Source organism: Streptomyces phaeochromogenes (genome assembly GCF_001418655.1).
GTDB lineage: Bacteria > Actinomycetota > Actinomycetes > Streptomycetales > Streptomycetaceae > Streptomyces > Streptomyces phaeochromogenes.
Window position 1 is genome coordinate 39,424 of the sequence record NZ_LIQZ01000022.1, and the last position, 17,685, is coordinate 57,108.

At 72.8% G+C, this 17,685-nt stretch carries 12 protein-coding genes; 5 read left to right on the plus strand and 7 right to left on the minus strand.

Annotated elements, in window-relative coordinates:
- Nucleotides 1-54: 54 nt before the first annotated feature.
- Complete coding sequence (locus tag AOK17_RS03745) at nt 55-3,042, plus strand: AAA family ATPase (protein WP_055610827.1); 2,988 nt, start codon at nt 55-57, stop codon at nt 3,040-3,042.
- A gap of 88 nt (nt 3,043-3,130) precedes the next feature.
- Here AOK17_RS03745 and AOK17_RS03750 read toward each other — a convergent pair whose 3' ends face one another.
- Entirely contained in the window at nt 3,131-3,577 is a 447-nt protein-coding gene (locus AOK17_RS03750; protein ID WP_055610828.1) for an Lrp/AsnC family transcriptional regulator, read from the minus strand.
- 177 nt (nt 3,578-3,754) lie between these two features.
- Here AOK17_RS03750 and AOK17_RS03755 point away from each other — a divergent pair, with 177 nt between their 5' ends.
- The 3 genes from AOK17_RS03755 to AOK17_RS03765 all read left to right on the plus strand — a co-directional run bounded on the left by AOK17_RS03755 (nt 3,755) and on the right by AOK17_RS03765 (nt 6,141).
- Complete coding sequence (locus AOK17_RS03755) at nt 3,755-4,327, plus strand: rhodanese-like domain-containing protein (RefSeq protein WP_079052776.1); 573 nt, start codon at nt 3,755-3,757, stop codon at nt 4,325-4,327.
- A gap of 110 nt (nt 4,328-4,437) precedes the next feature.
- Entirely contained in the window at nt 4,438-4,953 is a 516-nt protein-coding gene (locus AOK17_RS03760) for an immunity 21 family protein (RefSeq protein WP_055610829.1), read from the plus strand.
- 339 nt (nt 4,954-5,292) lie between these two features.
- Nucleotides 5,293-6,141: an SDR family oxidoreductase gene (locus AOK17_RS03765; protein WP_055610830.1), complete on the plus strand. Its 849-nt coding sequence runs from the start codon at nt 5,293-5,295 to the stop codon at nt 6,139-6,141.
- Between the two features lie 20 nt (nt 6,142-6,161).
- On the opposite strand, the gene AOK17_RS03770 is transcribed toward AOK17_RS03765, so the two are convergent.
- Nucleotides 6,162-7,853: a DUF885 domain-containing protein gene (locus tag AOK17_RS03770; RefSeq protein WP_055610831.1), complete on the minus strand. Its 1,692-nt coding sequence runs from the start codon at nt 7,851-7,853 to the stop codon at nt 6,162-6,164.
- Between the two features lie 62 nt (nt 7,854-7,915).
- Nucleotides 7,916-8,422 carry an Lrp/AsnC family transcriptional regulator gene (locus AOK17_RS03775; protein WP_055610832.1) on the minus strand — a complete coding sequence of 169 codons (507 nt, stop codon included), beginning with the start codon at nt 8,420-8,422 and terminating at the stop codon, nt 7,916-7,918.
- Here AOK17_RS03775 and AOK17_RS03780 point away from each other — a divergent pair.
- Nucleotides 8,384-9,832: a trans-sulfuration enzyme family protein gene (locus AOK17_RS03780; protein ID WP_425424589.1), complete on the plus strand. Its 1,449-nt coding sequence runs from the start codon at nt 8,384-8,386 to the stop codon at nt 9,830-9,832. The genes AOK17_RS03775 and AOK17_RS03780 overlap by 39 nt on opposite strands.
- Nucleotides 9,833-9,986: 154 nt before the next feature.
- Here the strand turns inward: AOK17_RS03780 and AOK17_RS03785 are convergent, their stop codons facing one another.
- From AOK17_RS03785 to AOK17_RS03800, 4 genes are all read right to left on the minus strand, one after another.
- The gene (locus AOK17_RS03785; RefSeq protein WP_245697001.1) at nt 9,987-11,435 is read right to left on the minus strand and encodes a GNAT family N-acetyltransferase; all 1,449 of its coding nucleotides are present in this window, start codon (nt 11,433-11,435) and stop codon (nt 9,987-9,989) included.
- A gap of 108 nt (nt 11,436-11,543) precedes the next feature.
- On the minus strand, nt 11,544-14,204 hold the full coding sequence (locus AOK17_RS03790; protein ID WP_055610834.1) for a DUF7824 domain-containing protein: 2,661 nt from the start codon (nt 14,202-14,204) through the stop codon (nt 11,544-11,546).
- Nucleotides 14,201-15,634: an SWIM zinc finger family protein gene (locus AOK17_RS03795; protein ID WP_055610835.1), complete on the minus strand. Its 1,434-nt coding sequence runs from the start codon at nt 15,632-15,634 to the stop codon at nt 14,201-14,203. Before AOK17_RS03795 ends, AOK17_RS03790 begins: the two co-directional genes overlap by 4 nt.
- 258 nt (nt 15,635-15,892) lie before the next feature.
- Nucleotides 15,893-17,473 carry an alkaline phosphatase D family protein gene (locus AOK17_RS03800; protein ID WP_055610836.1) on the minus strand — a complete coding sequence of 527 codons (1,581 nt, stop codon included), beginning with the start codon at nt 17,471-17,473 and terminating at the stop codon, nt 15,893-15,895.
- Nucleotides 17,474-17,685 lie beyond the last annotated feature (212 nt).

The window sequence follows — 17,685 nt, forward strand, 5'->3', positions numbered from 1 at the left end:
CATGGGGCGCCCGGTGAAGACGTACGGTCCGCACATCGAGGGGGCGGGGGCCCGATGAGGCTGCACCGGCTGCACATCACCGCCTTCGGGCCGTTCGGCGGCGCCCAGGAGGTCGACTTCGACGACCTGTCGGCCGCCGGGCTCTTCCTGCTGCACGGGCCGACGGGCGCGGGCAAGACGTCCGTCCTCGACGCGGTCTGCTTCGCGCTGTACGGCTCCGTGCCGGGCGCCCGCCAGGGCGGTTCCCTGCGCAGCGACCACGCACTGGCAGCCACCCGTACCGAGGTGACCCTCGAACTCACCGTGGCCGGCCGCCGGTTGGAGGTGACCCGGCAGCCGCCCTGGGAGCGCCCCAAGAAGCGCGGCGAGGGCACGACGACCGAGAAGGCGCAGAGCTGGCTGCGCGAGTACGACGCGCCGGCGGGCTCCTGGAAGGACCTCAGCCGCTCCCACCAGGAGATCGGCGAGGAGATCACCCAGCTGCTCGGCATGAGCCGCGAGCAGTTCTGCCAGGTCGTGCTGTTGCCCCAGGGCGACTTCGCGCGTTTCCTGCGGGCCGACGCCGAGGCCCGCGGCAAGCTTCTCGGCCGGCTCTTCGACACCCGCCGCTTCGCCGCCGTCGAACAGCGACTGGCCGAACTCCGACGCGCCGCCGAGACCCAAGTCCGAGCAGGAGACGCGGAGTTGCTGGCCGACGGCCACCGCATGCAGCAGGCCGCCGGCGACATCGTGGAGCTGCCGCTGCCCGACCTGTCACCGGGCGACCCCGGCCTCGCCGAATCCGTACTGGAGTGGGCGGCGATCGCCAGGAGCACGGCCCGCGAGCGGTTCACGGTCGCCCACTGCGCGCAGGCGGCTGCCGAGTCGGCCCAGGCCGCCGCGAACCACGTACTGGAGGATGTACGGGAAGTGGCGCGGCTCCAGCGCCGGTTCGCCGAGGCGCGCGAGCGGGCCGCCCGGCTGGAGGAGCGGTCCGGGGCCCACCGGGAGGCCCAGGCGCGCATGGAGCGGGCCCGCAAGGCCGAGGCGGTGGCGCCCGCGCTCGGGCTGCGGGACGCGACGGAGACCGAGCACCGGCGGGCGGCCGGTACCGAGGCACGCGCGCGTGCCCTTCTGTCGGAGACCTTCGCCGACGCCGGGGCGACCGGCCTCGCGGCTGCCGCGCGGAAGGCCGCCGAGGAGCTGGGCGGGCTGGAGTCGGCCCGCCGCGCCGAGCACCGGATCGCCGGACTCGCCGACGAACGCGATGTGCTGGACCGGCAGGAGCGCGCCGACGAGGACGTGCTGCACGATGCCGGGACCTGGCTCGCCGAGTGGGACGCGACCCGGGCGGACCTGCAGACGCGCATCGAGGCCGCCCACGAGGCCGCCACCCGTGCCGAGCAGCTCACCGTCCAGCGCGAGCCCGCGCAGGCGCGGCTCACGGCCGCCCGGATGCGTGACCAGCTCGCCGGGGACACGGACGCGGCCCACGCGCGCGTGCTCGCCGCACGCGAGCGTGCCACGGACGCACGCGCCCACTGGCTGGATCTCAAGGAGCAGCGGCTGAAGGGCATCGCCGCGGAGCTCGCGGCGGGCCTTGTGGACGGCGAAGCGTGCGCCGTCTGCGGTGCCACCGAACACCCGGCGCCCGCCCGGAAGGTCGACGGACACGTCGGTCAGCAGGCAGAGGAGGCCGCGCTCGCCGCCTACCAGCGCGCCGATGAGCAGCGCACCGAGGAGGAGCGGCGGCTCGGGGTCGTCCGCGAGGCGCTGGCCGCCGCGACGGCCGAGGCGGGGGACCTGCCCACCGCGCAACTCGCCGAACTGGCCGAGGAGTTGGAGGAGCGACACGCCGATGCGCACGGCGCCGCTTCCGGGCTGCACGCGGCCCGGGAAGCCCTGGTGCAGGCAGAGCGTGAGCGCGAACGGCGGCTCGCCGCCCAGCAGGAGGCCGCTCGCCGGGTCGCGTCCCGTGCCTCGCTGCGGGACGCGCTCGATCGTGAACGAGCCTCCCTGGAGGGGGAGTTGACGCAGGCCCGGGGTTCGGCGGGCAGTGTCGCCGCGCGGGCCGCGCAGCTGGAGCGGCAGGTCGCGCTGCTCACCGAGGCCGCGGACGCCGCACGGGTCGCGGCGGACACCGCCCAGCGATTGAAGGACGCCGACGCGCGACTCGCCGACGCGGCCTTCCGCGCCGGGTTCGACACACCGTCGGCAGCGGCGGCTGCCCTCCTCGACGACGCCGCCCATCGCGACCTCCAGCACCGGCTCGACGCCTGGCAGCAGGAGGAGGCGGCGGTCCGCGCGGTGCTCGCCGAGGCCGAGACGACGGCCGCCGCCGGGCAGCCGCCCGCCGACCTCCAGGCCGCCGAGCAGGCCGCGTCCGCCGCCGGCCGACGGGTGCGCGAGGCGGGCTCGGCCCGTGACGCGGCCGGCCGCCGCTGCACGGAACTCGACCGGCTGACCCACCGGGCGGGCGGTTCCGTCCGTCGGCTGGGCCCGCTGCGCGAGGAGTACGACCGTGTGGCCCGCCTCGCCACGCTCGCGGCCGGCACGTCCGCGGACAACGAGCGCAAGATGCGCCTGGAGTCCTACGTCCTCGCCGCCCGGCTGGAGCAGGTCGCCGCCGCCGCGACCACGCGCCTGGCACGCATGTCCTCGGGGCGCTACACCCTCGTCCACTCCGCCGACCGGGCCGGGCGGGGCCGCAGCGGCCTCGGCCTGCACGTCGTCGACGCCTGGACCGGCCGCGAGCGCGACACGGCGACCCTGTCCGGCGGCGAGACGTTCTTCGCGTCCCTCGCCCTCGCGCTGGGCCTCGCCGACGTGGTCACCGACGAGGCCGGGGGCGTACGCCTCGACACGCTCTTCATCGACGAGGGCTTCGGCAGCCTCGACGACCAGACGCTCGACGAGGTCCTCGACGTCCTCGACTCACTGAGGGAGCGGGACCGCAGCGTCGGCATCGTCAGCCATGTCGCCGATCTGCGACGCCGGATCCATGCCCAACTGGAGGTGGTGAAGGGGCGGTCGGGGTCGGTTGTCCGACAGGGGGGCGGCTGACCGACCGTACGGGGCCGGAGCCGGGGAATGGGCTGGGGCCGCGGCGTCGGGTGCCGGTGGCCGCGGAGTTGCGTGGTCGTCGTCGATCTCAGCGGCCGACGGGGCGTCGCGGCAGGGGCGACGAGTACACGACGCTCGTCGTCACCGAGCCGAGTGTGCCGATCTTGCCCGAGACCTCCTCCAGGTGGCTCATCGAGCGCGTCGCGACCTTGATGACGAAGCAGTCGTCACCCGTGACGTGGTGTGCCTCCAGGATCTCGGGGGTCGCGGCGACGAGGTCGTGGAACGGCTTGTAGTTGCCGTTCGGATAGCGCAGCCGCACGAAGGCCAGGATCGGCAGGCCCAGGCTCTCCGGGTCCACGACCGCCGCGTAGCCCTGGATGACGCCTGCTTCCTCCAGGCGGCGCACGCGTTCGGTGACCGCGCTCGCGGACATCGAGACGGCACGGGCCAGCTCGGCGAAACTGGCCCGCCCCTCGCGCTGGAGGACTTCGAGAATGCGCCAGTCGGTGGCGTCCGGGGGATACGCGGTCATGGTGGAGGGATAGCAGGGAAATCCCCGGCGGATCAAGTACAGAGCCGTGGATCGTTCCTTCAGGAAGCGGATCTCCGGCCGTAGATTTCTGGTCATGGAGTCCCGCGCAGACGGTGCCGAGCAGGCACCCCGCCGTCGTACCACGGTGCCGGCGGGACCGGGAGGGAAGGCCGGACCATGACCGCGACCAGCACCACCACGGGCGGAGCCCGCACTGACAGCACCCGCACCGGCGCCCGCATCGACAGCGCCCGCACAGACGGAGCCCGCATCGGCGGCACCATTTCCGTGAACCCCGTTCTGCGAGTCGCCCCGGCATCGCCCGCCGTGGCCGCCGCCTACTTCGGAGCAAGCCTCGCCTTCCACGCCGACGTGTCCGACGTCGCCGCCGCGCTGGCGGCGGACGGCGACCCCGGCTTCGTCGTCCTCGACTCCCGTTCCACGGAGTCCTGGGACCAGGGACACGTGCCCGGCGCGATCCACCTGCCCACCGCGCTGATCCCCGAGCAGGCGGAGCAACTCCTCGACAGGGCAGTGCCGGTGGTCACGTACTGCTGGGGTCCGGGCTGCAACGGCGCGACCCGGGCCGCCCTCGCCCTCGCCGAACTCGGCTTCCAGGTCAAGGAGATGCTCGGCGGCTTCGAGTACTGGGCGCGCGAGGGCTTCGAGTTCGAGTCCTGGGAGGGCCACGAGCGGCGCGCCGCCGACCCGTTGACCGCCCCGGTCGGCGCGGAGGACTGCGGCTGCTGACCGCCGTACCGCCGCCGTCGGGACGTCGTACGGACTCAGTCGTGTATCACCTCGCCCGTAGTGCAAAGGAATCGTCAATTCTGGGTCGCCGCGCCATGTAACTTCTGGGCATGGCGAGTTACGTGGGTCCCAGTTCGGCCGAGTGGGTGGAGTCGGGCGGTGGACCGCTCATAGCGATACCGGAAGTGGTGCTGCCGTTCTGGACGGGGGCCGACGGCGACGAGCTCGCCTCCGACTACGACAGAGCGTGCGAGGTGGAGGGCTTCGTCGGCCTGCTGCCCGTCGGCAACACCACCGCTCTCGTCCTCGGCGACGATCCCGCCGCGACGGCGTATCTGCCGGAGCACGGCACCTTCGTACGGTGGTGTGCGGGGGAGTCCGAGCGCGAGCTGTTGGCCGGGGTTCCGGCCGCCCTCGCGGGCGCGGCGTGGGAGCGGGAAGTGCGGTGGGAGATCCCCGGGCCCGTCGTGCTGTTCGACGCGGCATGGCCGGGGGAGGAGTCGACGAAGACGGGGCACCTGCGGATCGACCTGGCGCCCGGGCGGTACGCGGTGCGGGCGGCGCATGCCGAGCCGGGGCCCGAGACGTGGATCGGGCTCGTGCAGCTGAGGCCGCTCGGACAGTGATGCGCGGCCTCGGGCGGTGCCGGTGATCGGGGGTGGGTCTGCGGACCCACCCCGGTCGAGGGGTGGGCGAGGGGCGGGCGTGATGTCCGGGTTGCCGTGTCTGGCGGCCCGCTCGCAGCCGCTTGCGTGAGCCGAATCGCCCTGCCTGCGTGAGTCGAATTCGTCCGGCCCGCGCGAGCAGAATCGCCCTGCCTGCGTAAGCCGGATTCGCCGGCCCGCGCGAGGTGAATCGCCCTGTCCGCGCGAGCCGAAGCGCCCTGCCCGCGCGAGGCGAATCGCGCCGCCCGCCGCGGAAAATGACATGCGGCGCGGCATCGGCGCCGCCCATCATGGACCGCCATGCCACCCCAACTCCCTTCCCCCACACCCGAAGCGCTGCGTCGCGACCCCCTCCCGCTGCGTGGCCGTACCGCCCTGGTCACCGGCGCCAGCCGACGCGGAGGGATCGGTTACGCCGTGGCCCGACGGCTGGCCGCGTACGGAGCGAGCGTGTACGCGCACCACCACGTACCGCACGACGCCGCCATGCCCTGGGGCGCGGACCGCCCCGAGGAGGTGGTCGCCGGAATCCGCGAGGCGCTGGCCGATCCCGAGGCGCGGGTCGTCGACGGGCCGGGCGACCTCTCCGACCCGGCGGCCCCTGCCGAACTGATCGCCACGGCCGCCGACGCCCTCGGCGGACGGATCGACATCCTCGTCGCCAACCACGCGCTCAGCGGCTCGGACGGCCCGCTCCACACCATCGACGCGGCGATGCTCGACGCGCACTGGGCCGTCGACACCCGTTCCGTGATCCTCCTCGTCCAGGCCTACGCCCGGCTGCGCGCCGCTCTGCCACCGCGCACGGCGGGTGGGCGCGTGGTGATGATGACGTCGGGTCAGGACATCGCGGGCGGCATGCCGGACGAGATCGCGTACGCCCTGCAGAAGGGCGCCCTCGCCTCGGTCACCCGCTCGCTGGCGACCACGCTCGCCGAGCACGCGGTGACCGTGAACACCGTGAACCCCGGCCCCGTCGACACGGACTACATGACGGGCGACGCGTACGACTCCGTGGCCGCGATGTTCCCTGCCGGGCGCTGGGGAATGCCGGACGACCCCGCGCGGCTCATCGCCTGGCTCTCGACGGACGAGGCCGAGTGGGTCACCGGGCAGGTGATCGACTCGGAGAGCGGGTTCCGGCGCTGAGGGGTTCGTCGACGTCCCCGTCAGAGCAGGGACAGCTCGTCCACCAGGTCGTCCAGGCCCAGCGAACCCTGGGACAGGGCCGCCATGTGCCAGGCCTTCGCGTCGAACGCGTCGCCGTGCCGCTTCCGCGCGTTCTCACGGCCCAGCAGCCAGGCGCGCTCGCCGAGCTTGTAGCCGATGGCCTGGCCGGGGATGGAGAGATAGCGGGTCAGCTCGCTCTCCACGAAGTCCGCCGGGCGGCTGCTGTGCGCGCCGAAGAACTCCTGCGCCAGCTCGGGAGTCCAGCGCTCGCCCGGGTGGAAGGGCGAGTCCGCCGGGATCTCCAGCTCCAGGTGCATGCCGATGTCGACGATGACGCGGGCCGCGCGCATCATCTGGGCGTCCAGATAGCCGAGCCGCTCCTCGGCGTCCTTGAGATAGCCGAGCTCGTCCATCAGCCGCTCCGCGTAGAGCGCCCAGCCCTCGCAGTTGGCGCTGACGCCGCCGATGGTCGCCTGGTAGCGGGAGAGGTTCTCGGCGACGTGCGCCCACTGCGCGAGCTGGAGGTGATGGCCGGGAACGCCCTCGTGGTACCAGGTCGACACCAGGTCGTACACCGGGAACCTGGTCTGCCCCATCGTCGGCAGCCACGTACGGCCGGGGCGTGAGAAGTCCTCCGACGGTGCCGTGTAGTAGGGGGCCGCGGCGCTGCCCGGCGGGGCGATGCGGGACTCCACCTTCCGTACCCGCTCGGCGAGTTCGAAGTGCGTGCCGTCCAGTTCCTCGATGGCCTGGTCCATCAGGCCCTGCAGCCACTCGCGGACCTCGTCGACGCCCTCGATGTGCCTGCCGTGCTCATCCAGGTGCGCGAGCGCGACCCACGGGGTCTCTGCGCCTGGCAGAACCTTCTCGGCCTCCTTCTTCATCTCGGTGTGGAGCCGGTGGTACTCGGCCCAGCCGTACGCGTACGCCTCGTCCAGGTCGAGATCCGTGCCGTTGAAGTAGCGCGACCAGCGCGCGTACCGCTCGCGGCCCACGGTGTTCGGCGCGCCCTCGATCGCGGGTGCGTACACGTCACGCATCCAGTCGCGCAGGGCGGCGACGGCGGCGGTCGCCGCGCCTGCGGCCTCGTCGAGTTCCGCCCGCAGGGTGTCGGGGCCGGCCGAGGCGAAGTCCTCGAACCAGCCGCGGCCCGAACCGTCCGTGTCCGACCACTCCGTGAGCTGCTCGATGAACGTCGCGGTGGGGCGCGGGCCCGCGTACAGCTTGCGCTCAAGGCCGAGGGAGAGGGACTCGCGGTAGCCGTCGAGGGCCGTCGGTACGGCCCGCAGCCGCCGGGCGATGGCGGCCCAGTCCTCGTCCGTGTCCGTGGGCGTCACGGTGAACACCTCGCGCACCGCGTGCACGGAGGTATGCATGTTGCCGACGGCCCGCAGGCTCTCCTCGGCGTCGTGCACGCCGAGTTCGGCGGTGAGCCGCTCGCGGAGCAGACGTGCGCAGCGGCGCTCGATGTCACTGTCCGCGCCGGGCTGCCGCTCCGCCTCGTCGAGCCGCGCCAGTGTGGCGCGGGCGAGCGCCGCGAGCGCCTCCTGACCGGCGGGCGAGGTGTCGGGCAACGAGCCCGAACTCTCCTTCACGCCGAGATACGTACCGGTGACCGGGTCGAGGGCGATGAGCTCGTCGACGTAGGCGTCGGCGACCTCGCGGGGCAGCGGGTTCTTCGTCTGTGACATGCGGCCATCCTCATACGGGGACGGCCGGTGCGTCAGCCCTGTTTACCGGGCACGCTGCCGCGTCAGCCCGTTTTCGCCGAGGGCGTGATCGCCGGCGGCTCGGGCGGCAGCAGCGGCCCGCAGTCCCACTGCTGGAAGATCAGCCGGGTCTCGACGCGGGCCACCTCGCGGTGTGCGGTGAAGCCGTCGAGGACCAGCCGCTGCAGGTCCGTCATGTCCGCGACGGCCACATGGACGAGATAGTCGTCCGGCCCGGTGAGGTGGAACACGGTCCGCGACTCGGGCAGCGCCCTGATCCGCTCCACGAACGGGCCGACCAACTCCCGCCGGTGCGGCCTGACCTGCACGGACAGCAACGCCTCCAGGCCACGCCCCAGCTTGGCCGGATCGAGCCGCAGCTGATGGCCCAGGATGATGCCGGCGCGGCGCAGACGGGTCACGCGGTCCAGACAGGTCGAGGCCGCGACCCCCACCTGTGCGGCGAGGTCGCGGTAGGTGGTCCGGGCGTCGTTCTGCAGCAACCGCAGAAGATGAAGATCCACCGGGTCCAGTACGACGGATTCGGCCATGGCCCGAACGTAACACGGACTTCAGAGTCCACCACCCGTTCGGTGTTCAGGCTGCTGGTCATGGACTTCGGCAGCGTTGATGTACGCGACACGTGTGACGACGTAGAGGGAGCGGGCCGGGCGACGGCCGGGGATACGACGGGCGGGAAGGGGGAGGCGGCCAGGGAGGCGGCTCTCGGGGCGGAGGGGAACGGCGTGCGGGGCCCGGCCACCGGCGGTGTGCGGCGCCTGGCCACCGAAGGGCTGCCGGGCCCGGTCGCCGAAGGCTCGCGGGGCCTGGTCGCCGGAGGTTTGCGCGCGCTGGCCACCGAGGCCGTGCACGCCGGGCGGGACGATCTCGCCCGGCAGGGGCTGCACGCCGTACCGATCGATCTGTCCACGACCTATCCGTCGTACGACAGCCGGGGCGAGGCGGCCCGTATCGACGCGTTCGCCACGGACGGGGCCGAGCCGGAGGGCCCGCCGGTCTACGGACGCCTCGGCAACCCGACCGTCGCCCGCTTCGAGACCGCCCTCGCCCGTCTGGAGGGCACCGAGAGCGCCGTCGCGTTCGCGAGCGGCATGGCCGCGCTGAGCGCCGTGCTGCTCGTACGGAACGCCATGGGCCTGCGCCATGTCGTGGCCGTACGCCCCCTGTACGGATGCAGCGACCACCTGCTGACGGCCGGGCTGCTCGGGTCCGAGGTGACGTGGGTCGACCCGGCGGGCATCGCGGACGCCCTGCGGCCGGACACCGGTCTCGTACTGGTCGAGTCGCCCGCCAACCCGACGCTCGCCGAACTCGATCTGCGGGCGATCGCCCACGCCTGCGGAAGCGTTCCGCTGCTCGCCGACAACACCTTCGCCACGCCGGTGCTGCAACGCCCCGCCGGACAGGGCGCGCGGCTCGTGCTGCACAGCGCCACCAAGTACCTGGGCGGGCACGGTGACGTGATGGCGGGGGTGGTGGCCTGCGACGAGGAGTTCGCCGGGCGACTTCGGCAGGTCCGGTTCGCCACGGGGGGTGTGCTGCATCCGCTCGCCGGCTATCTGCTGCTGCGCGGGCTGTCGACCCTGCCCGTACGCGTGCGGGCCGCCTCCTCGAACGCCGCCGAACTGGTCCGGCGCCTCGCCGCCGACCCGCGTGTCGCCCGGGTCCACTATCCGCGGCTCGGCGGCGCGATGATCGCCTTCGAGATCCACGGCGATCCGCACGAGGTGATAGCCGCCGTCCGCCTCATCACCCCGGCGGTGAGCCTCGGCAGCGTCGACACGCTGATCCAGCATCCGGCCTCGATCAGCCACCGCATCGTGGACGCGGAGGACCGGCGCCACAGCGGGGTGAGCGACCGGCTGCTGCGGCTGTCGGTGGGCCTGGAGGACGTGGACGATCTTTGGCGGGATCTGGACGGGGCGTTGGGCCGCGGGTGAGGGTTCCGGCCGGAACGGCGGCAGTAGCGCGCCAGGGCCGTCGCGTGCCGAGCTGCGGAGTGTCCAGCTGTGGCGTGCCGAGCCGCAGCGTGTCCAACTGTGGCTGGCCGAGTTGCGGTGGGACGGGCTGACGAAGAGGTCGCCCGCCTCTTCGTCAGTCCCGCACGGAGTGCTCCGGCTGGTGCTGCTGGGCCTCGTCGTACGACAGCCGCGAACTCACCGCTGCCGCGTCGAGGCGGGCCGTGATGACGAGCGTGCCTTCCTCGATCTGGTAGTCGAGGGGGAGGTCGAGGCCGCGCATTGCGGCGACCATGCCGGTGTTGGACGACTGCGTGACGGCGTACACGCTTTCGCAGCCCGCCTCGACGGCCATCGCCACCAGCCGGCCGAGCAGTTCGCCGCCGATACCGCGCCGCTGCCAGTCGTCCTCGACGAGCAGCGCGATCTCCGTCTCGTCGCCGTCCCAGAGGAGATGCCCGAGCCCGACGATCCGTCCCGACGCGGTCTGCACGGCGAGGGTGCGCCCGAAACGGGGGCTGAGCAGGTGGTTGAGGTACTTGTCCGCGTCGCCGACGGGCCCGTGATAGCGCATGCTCAGCGTGCGCGGCGAGCACCGCTCGTGCATGGCCTTCGCGGCGTCGACGTCACCGGCGTCGGCGCGGCGCACGGTGATGTCGTTGCCCTGCGGGAGTGTGAGGACGTCCTTGCTGTGGGGGATGCGCGGACCCAGCCGGGCGTCCAGCTCGACCAGTGCCCGGGCTCGCGCGAACTCGGTGGGCGTGAACGGCAGATACGGCCGCTCCACAGTGATCACTCCGCCTTCCGGGGCACGCAGCCGCATCACAGTGTCCTCAAGTGCCCCTTCGACGGGCGCCGCTTCGTCCGCGCGATCACCGCGCAGCGACCCGGCGGGCAGCGACCGGATCGTGCAACGCCCCAGCAACTGCCGCAGCGCCAATGGTAGTTCGGCCGCGTCCAGGGCCGTGCGCGTGGCCAGGCCCAGTACCCGGGTGGGCGCGTCCACCAGGTCGTGGGCGTCGGCCCGCTCGATCCAGGTGCCGGCGCCGCCCGCGTGCGACACCGCCCGGATGATGTCGGCGGCCGAGACCTGTGCGGGAACCCGCAGCAGGAACTCGTCCACGGTGCCCTCGGTCAGCGGATGCGTCTGCAGGCTGAGGATGTCGACCTGCTGCCCCGCCAGCGCCGCGCACAGGGACGCCAGCGATCCCGGCTCGTCCCGAACGGTGGTCCGCATCCGCCACAGCACGGTCTCCCCGGCGACGGCGACGCCGACGGCCTCGGGTGCGGTCGCGTCCGCTTCGGACGTCCCGGCGGTCCGCACGGTGGCGGTCGGCCGGGAGCCGGTATCGCCTGCCGGAGGGGCATGGCCGTGGCGGTGTGACCACCATGTGTGGAATCCCGCCGTGGCGACCAGCACGACCGCCGAGATCAGGAGGAGGGTGGGGCCGTCGGGGCCGTGCCCGATGAGGTTAGCCACGGCGTCGGCCACCGCCACCGCCGTGAACAGCGCGGCCAGTTCGACGAGATCCCGACGCCAGTGGTGGACCGGCCGACCGTTTTTCGCACGCTTCACTTGAGACATGTCTTGAGTCATACAGTCACTGTGAAGGATGGGTGTTGCGTGATCACGAACGCTTTGTGACTGATCGGTTAAGTGTGCTTCTGTACTCTTTGTTGCATTTTTTACGACTCAGGCGGCCACCCCGTGATCCAGCGTGGCGCGCAGCCGGCGGGCCTGGGTGACGAGCCGGGACGAGCCGCGCCGGTCCGCCGCCTGTGCGAGATGTGCCATGCAGCCGCGCGCTCCCGTCCGTTCGGCGCATTCGGCGGCGACGGCCAGCAGCTCCCCGAACCCGCGGGCGGACGCGGCGGCGCCGTCCGTCGCGAGATCCGCGAGCAGCACGGGGAGTGCGGCGCGGAGTATCTCCCAGACGGTGGCGTACGCGCCGGTCGTCGCCGCGGTCCGCACGGACTCTGCGAGCCGCAGCGGCTTCACCGCCCCGCGGTGCATCAGCTGGCCCAGATCCGCGCCGAGTCCCTCGGCGTCCAGCTGCCCCCGCGCGGCCAGCACCAGCAGCGCGTCCACCGCGCTGAGCCGGTCCTCCGGGTGACGCGCGCCGAGCCCGTACGCCACACCGAGACGCAGGGCCTCGCCCGCCTGGCCCGGCGCCTCGGCGATCAGCGGCAGTACGGAGGCATCGCCGCGGGTGTCCTCCACCGCGACCGAGGAGAGTTCGCGCAGCAGTCGCGCGGTCACCAGCTCCGGCCGCCCGGGCACCACCGCCAGCCAGTGGTGTCGCTCGGTCCGGTCCCAGGAGTGGGCGCAGTACGCGCGTGCCTCGAAGAGACTCACGGGCCGGCCGAGCCGTCGGAACGCCGGGGGGAACTCTCCCGGCAGCCCGTCGAGTTCGCCGAGGTCGAGCAGGATGCGGACCCCCGAGGTCCGTCGGCTGCTCCTGGGCATGGACGGGCCGTCGGTGGTGAGCCACAGTGCCAGCCGGTTGCCTTCCGCCGTGCCGAGTGCCGCTGCCTGTTCGGCGGTTGCTCTGGCCGCCGCGCTGTCGTCGCGCCGCACCCGGAGCAGCGCCTGTGCGAAGTCGGCAGCCCCGGGCCGGGCACCCAGTCGGCGGTACTCGTCGAGGCGGGCCACCAACTCGTCCGGCTCCAGAAGTCCGGATCCCCAGGTCGGCGCGGCCAGCAGGAACGGCAGCGGGTCGGTGCGCAGGCGGTGGGCCGCCTCCCACAGACGGGCGTTGAAGGCGGCGGCCGGCGCGCTGTGTACACAGGGGTCAGCGATTGGCCCGTGATCGACGGCCTTGCGCAGCGTGGCCGTACTCACCTGGCCGGCCAGGGTCGCGAGCACGACCTCCAGACCGCGCGGGTTCTCGCGGAAGTACCCGTCCACCAAGGTGTACTGCGGGCCGGCGTCGACCCACCACCGTCTCGCGACCACCGGCTCCAGGGCTTCGGCCAGTGCCTCCCGGTCCCGGTACGCATGCCGCACCAGGCCGTCCAGGGTGCGCTCGAACGTCGCCACGTCACCCCCGGAGGCCAGCAGGGCGCCGACCTCCTCCGCCAGCTCGACCGCGGAGTCCGGCGCGGGCGGGACCCGAGCCGGCTCGGGCGCGGGCGGGAGCAGCTCCGCATACGGCTCCGGCACCACGTCGGCCCCGTCCAGGCCCAGCGCTTCCGCGGCGCGCACGCGCAGGCCCGGGCTCAACTCCTCGGCCGCGTCGGCCACTTCGCCCCGCACCCCCGGGGACGCCGCGGCGAGGTGGCGCTCGACCAGCTTCAGCGCGCGTTCCTGCACGTCCGTGTCCTCGTGTCCGAAGGCCTGGGCCACCGCGGGGAGCAGCTCGGCCACGCTCGACGGGTCGCGCCGGAGCGCCTTCCCGAGGAGTACGAGCTGAGCCCGGACCAGCTTCTTCTCCGTACGGAAGAGCACACCGCCGGACATCTCCGCGAGCTGCCGGGGTGTCAACTCGCCGTCCAGCGCGAGGGAGCCGAGCACCGACTGGGCGTGCGAGGCCACCGTGGACGCGGCGTCGGAGGCGAGCGCCAGCCAGTCGGCGGCCCGCTCCCGCTCCTCGTCCCGGGTCAGCTCCAGTGCCGTCAGCAGCCGCAGGAACACCCGGCAGTCGGACGGCACACCGCCGCGGAGCAGACGGGCCACACAGGCGTCGACCGTGGCCTTCCGGTCGAGGGCGCCTTCGCGGGTGAGCTGCGCGAGCGCGTTGAACCAGCTGTCCGGGCCGTCACCGAACAGCCAGTCCAGACGGCTCCCGATGTCCGGGATCTCGAAGACGGCGGCGACCAGCTCCGCCGTGTACGGATCCTGGCGAAGCCGCTGAAGGATGGTGTCACCGCGCTGCCACAGGCTGCCGACCTGCTCGATCCAGCCCACCACGTACGTCTCGCTCGTCGGCACCGGGCAGCCGGAGAGCCGTACCAGGCCCGACATCAGCTCGTACGGCACCTGGGCGAGCGGCGGGCGCTTCGCGAGTCGGTGCGCCACGTCGCCCAGCCAGTCGCGCTCCCGGTCTCCCAGCACATGGAGCAGCACTCCGGGCGAGGCCTGGGACCAGCGCAGGTCGGCGGCGGTGAGCCAGGTCGCCGTCCCGGCCGCGCCCGTGTGGCAGGCGGCCCCGGCCGCGTGCAGCGCGGGATACGCCTTCCTCGACGCGGCGTCCCAGGGCGCGGCCCGCAACTCCTTGCGGAGGTCCTTCAACGCGGGCAGACAGGCCCGTCGTTCGGCATCCGTCATCCCGTCCAGCAGCCCCGCGGCCTCGCCCATCCGCCCCGCCCGCACAGCCCCCAGCAACGCTTCACTCGCCGACACCGCACCACTCATCGCGCACCCCCGTCGATCAGAACCTCTGCTTGCGCCTCTGTCTCAACCCGTGCCTCTGTCTGTCCGGCCACCGATCCCCGGCGGGCCATCCGCACGGCCAGTGCGTGCTTGCACGGTCCGCGCCCGCCCCGGTACTTGGCCCACCACAGGCAACTGCAGTTCAGCACTCCCGCGTCGTCGCGCACCCGGTGCGCGTGCCCGTCCTGCGCGGTCACCGTGCCGAGCACGCCGTCCAGGACCACCGCGCCCTCCGCCACGAGCGCCAGGGCGGCCCGCAGACGTGGGTTGTGCCGCTCCACGCGCCCGGCGTCGTAGGGCAGTTCACGGTGGAAGTAGGCCGCTTCCGCCGTGTCGTACCCCACGCGACCCGAGGTGCCCAGGCGGACCAAGGCGGCCCGCACGCGCTCGGCCGGTAGGCCCGAGGCGGCGGACAGGTCCCCGACGTCGATCCGGGGCTCCCAGGCGAGGAGCACCGAGATCAGCTCCGCGTCCTCGGCGGCCTCGTCGGTGGCCAGCGCGTCCAGGACGCCGCCCTCACCGGAGAATCCCCGCGAAGCCTCCGGGGACAGCGTCAGCGTGAGCCGCATCCCGGGCAGTACGACCTCCCAGGCACTGGCCGCCGTGGCGGCCCCGGCGAGCGAAGGACCGTACACCCGCAGTGCCGTCGCATGGCGGAGCACCCTCTGGAGGGCGATCAGGCGCTCCGGGCCCGGCAGGCACACGGCTCCGGTCACCGGCCTGGTCGTGGGCCGCAGACCGCGCCCGGCCGGCACGACCCACCCCGCGCTTCCGGAGGCGCCACGCGTCGTGGAACGGGGCAGCGACCGCAGGAACCGCACAGCCTCCGCCGCGGGCAGTTCGGCCCGCAGGTCGAAGCCGGCCGCTATCACCTGGGCCTCGGCGAACCCTCGCAGCCACCGGTCCGGCAGCGGCACCTTCTTCTCCACGACCGGCCCGTCGAGCGTGGTCACGGCCATCTCGTCCGGGCCGACGCGCAGGTGCAGCGGATCGTCCGAGCCGATCCTCGACAGGGCCTCCCGCAACGGGTTGTTGACGTCGACGTTCGTCGTGCCGTGGCCCACCTCGCCGCCGTCCAGGCCCGTGTCCAGCACGTCCAGCCGCGCGTACACCCCACCGCAGCCGGAGAAGGACTCGAAGCGGAGCCGGTCGCCGTTGCCGGTGACCACCGGGTCCAGCGAAGCGAGCAGCTGCCGCTGGTAGTACCGCGTGCCCGCCACATCGGCCACCGCGAGCAGACCGGCCGAGGCCACCCGAGGCGACGTCAGGAAGCCCGCGAAGAACCGCGGATGGTCCTCGACACCGCGGGGCGTCGCACCTCGCGAGGTCTCAAGTCCCAGGCGCCGTCCGTCCGGTGCGGACTCCAGCGCGGAGGGTCGGGTGTAGGCCACGGCCTGCAAAGATCGCGTCATGGAAAAACCGTAGAGGCGACCACTGACAATCGGCCCTGACCTGCGAAGACGCAAGCATTGACCCAACGGCCGTGCCGCGCACCGGGGGATGACTCCGGTACGCGGCACGAGGTTCGAGGCTACGGGACCTGCGCCCCGCGCAGACGCCAAATCCACCTGCCGACGCGCGCAGACGTGAACTCGGGGCCCGCTCGTACGCGGAGCCGGCGACACGCTCGTACGCGGACCCGCCGAACCGCTCGTCCACGGGCCCGCGAACTACTGCCCCACACGCCCCGGCTGCAGCACCTTCGTGAACAGCACCGAACCTCCCGTCGCCCGCAGACGGACCGTCAGTTCGCCGCTGTCACCGTCGATGTCGACCTCGCCGTAGTACTGGGGCGATTCCATGGGCGAGACGTTCGCCCTGTCGGGTGCCTTGACGAAGACCCGGTCCGGACCGAACGTGCCGTCCAGCGCGTTCGCCTGGAAACCGCCCGCGGCGAGCGGACCGGAGACGAACTCCCAGAACGGTGCGAAGTCCTTGAAGGCCGCGCGCGACGGATCGTAGTGCTGCGCCGAGGTGTAGTGCACGTCCGCCGTCAGCCACACCGTGCCGGTGATCTTGCGGTGCTTCACGAACCGCAGCAGCTCCGCGATCTGGAGCTCGCGGCCGAGCGGCGCGCCAGGGTCGCCCTGCGCGACGGCCTCGATGTCCGTGGCGCCGTCCGGCACGACCAGACCGAGCGGCATGTCCGAGGCGATCACCTTCCACACGGCGCGCGACCGTGCCAGCTCCCGCTTCAGCCAGACCAGCTGCTCCGCGCCCAGGATGCCGTTGGTGTCGTCGGGCTGCCGGTCCGGGGAGTTGGCGTTGCGGTACGTACGCATGTCGAGCACGAACACGTCCAGCAGCGGACCGTGGCGCACGACCCGGTGCACCCGGCCGTCCTCGCCCGTGGACGGGAGCGTGGAGATCGGGAAGTACTCGCTGAACGCCTTGCGGGCGCGGGAGGCCAGCGTGTCGACGTCCTTCACCGTGTAGCGGGCGTCGGTGAGGATCTCGCCCGGGTACCAGTTGTTGACGACCTCGTGGTCGTCCCACTGGGTGATCGTCGGCACCTGGGCGTTGAACCGGCGTACGTTCTCGTCGAGCAGCGAGTAGCGGAAGTTGCCCCGGTACTCGGCGAGGGTCTCCGCGACCTTGGACTTCTCCTCGGTGGTGACGTTCCGCCAGACACGGCCGTCCGGGAGCGTCACCGACGCCGACAGGGGGCCGTCCGCGTAGATCGTGTCGCCGCTGCACAGGAAGAAGTCCGGGTTCAGACGGCGCATCTCCTCGTAGGCGTAGAGGCCGCCGATGTCCGGGTTGATGCCCCAGCCCTGGCCCACGATGTCGCCCGACCAGAGGAACCGGACGTCCTGGCGCCGCTTGGCGGGGGCGGTCCGGAAGGTGCCCGGTACGGGCTCACCGGTGCGGCGGTAGTCGTCCGGGTCGGCCAGCGTCACCCGGTAGTGGATCTGCTCGCCGGCCGGCAGACCGCGCAGCGGGACCGTACCCGTGAAGTCCGTGTCGGCGCCGAGGAGCGGGCCGTGCCACCGTTTCGGCCTGCGGAACGACTCGGTCGCGGAGGTCTCCACGATCATGCGCGCGGGACGGTCGGAGCGCACCCACACGAGGCCGGAGTTCGTGGTCACGTCTCCGGCCTGCACACCCCATTGCGCCTTCGGCCGACCCGACAGGGCGAACGCGGGAGCCGTGCCCGCGGAAGAGGGCAGGGCGAGCGCCGCCGACGCGGCGAGCGAGCCGCGCAGGACGCTGCGGCGGCCGGGGAACGGGTGCGGCGGGCGGTGTGACATGGGACGCCTCCTGGGACGGGTTCGACCAGTGTGCAGGGCCACACTTACTGGTGTGCCGCAGCGCGCACACAAACCACAAGTGAACAAACACGATCCGCTCCGCTGGGTTGGGCCGGGGTGGTGCGGGTGGGAGGATGGTGTGAGATGTGTGAGAGCTGGTCGCGCAGTTCCCCGCGCCCCTGCGGGGGTGGGGTTTGTGGGTATGTGCCGCA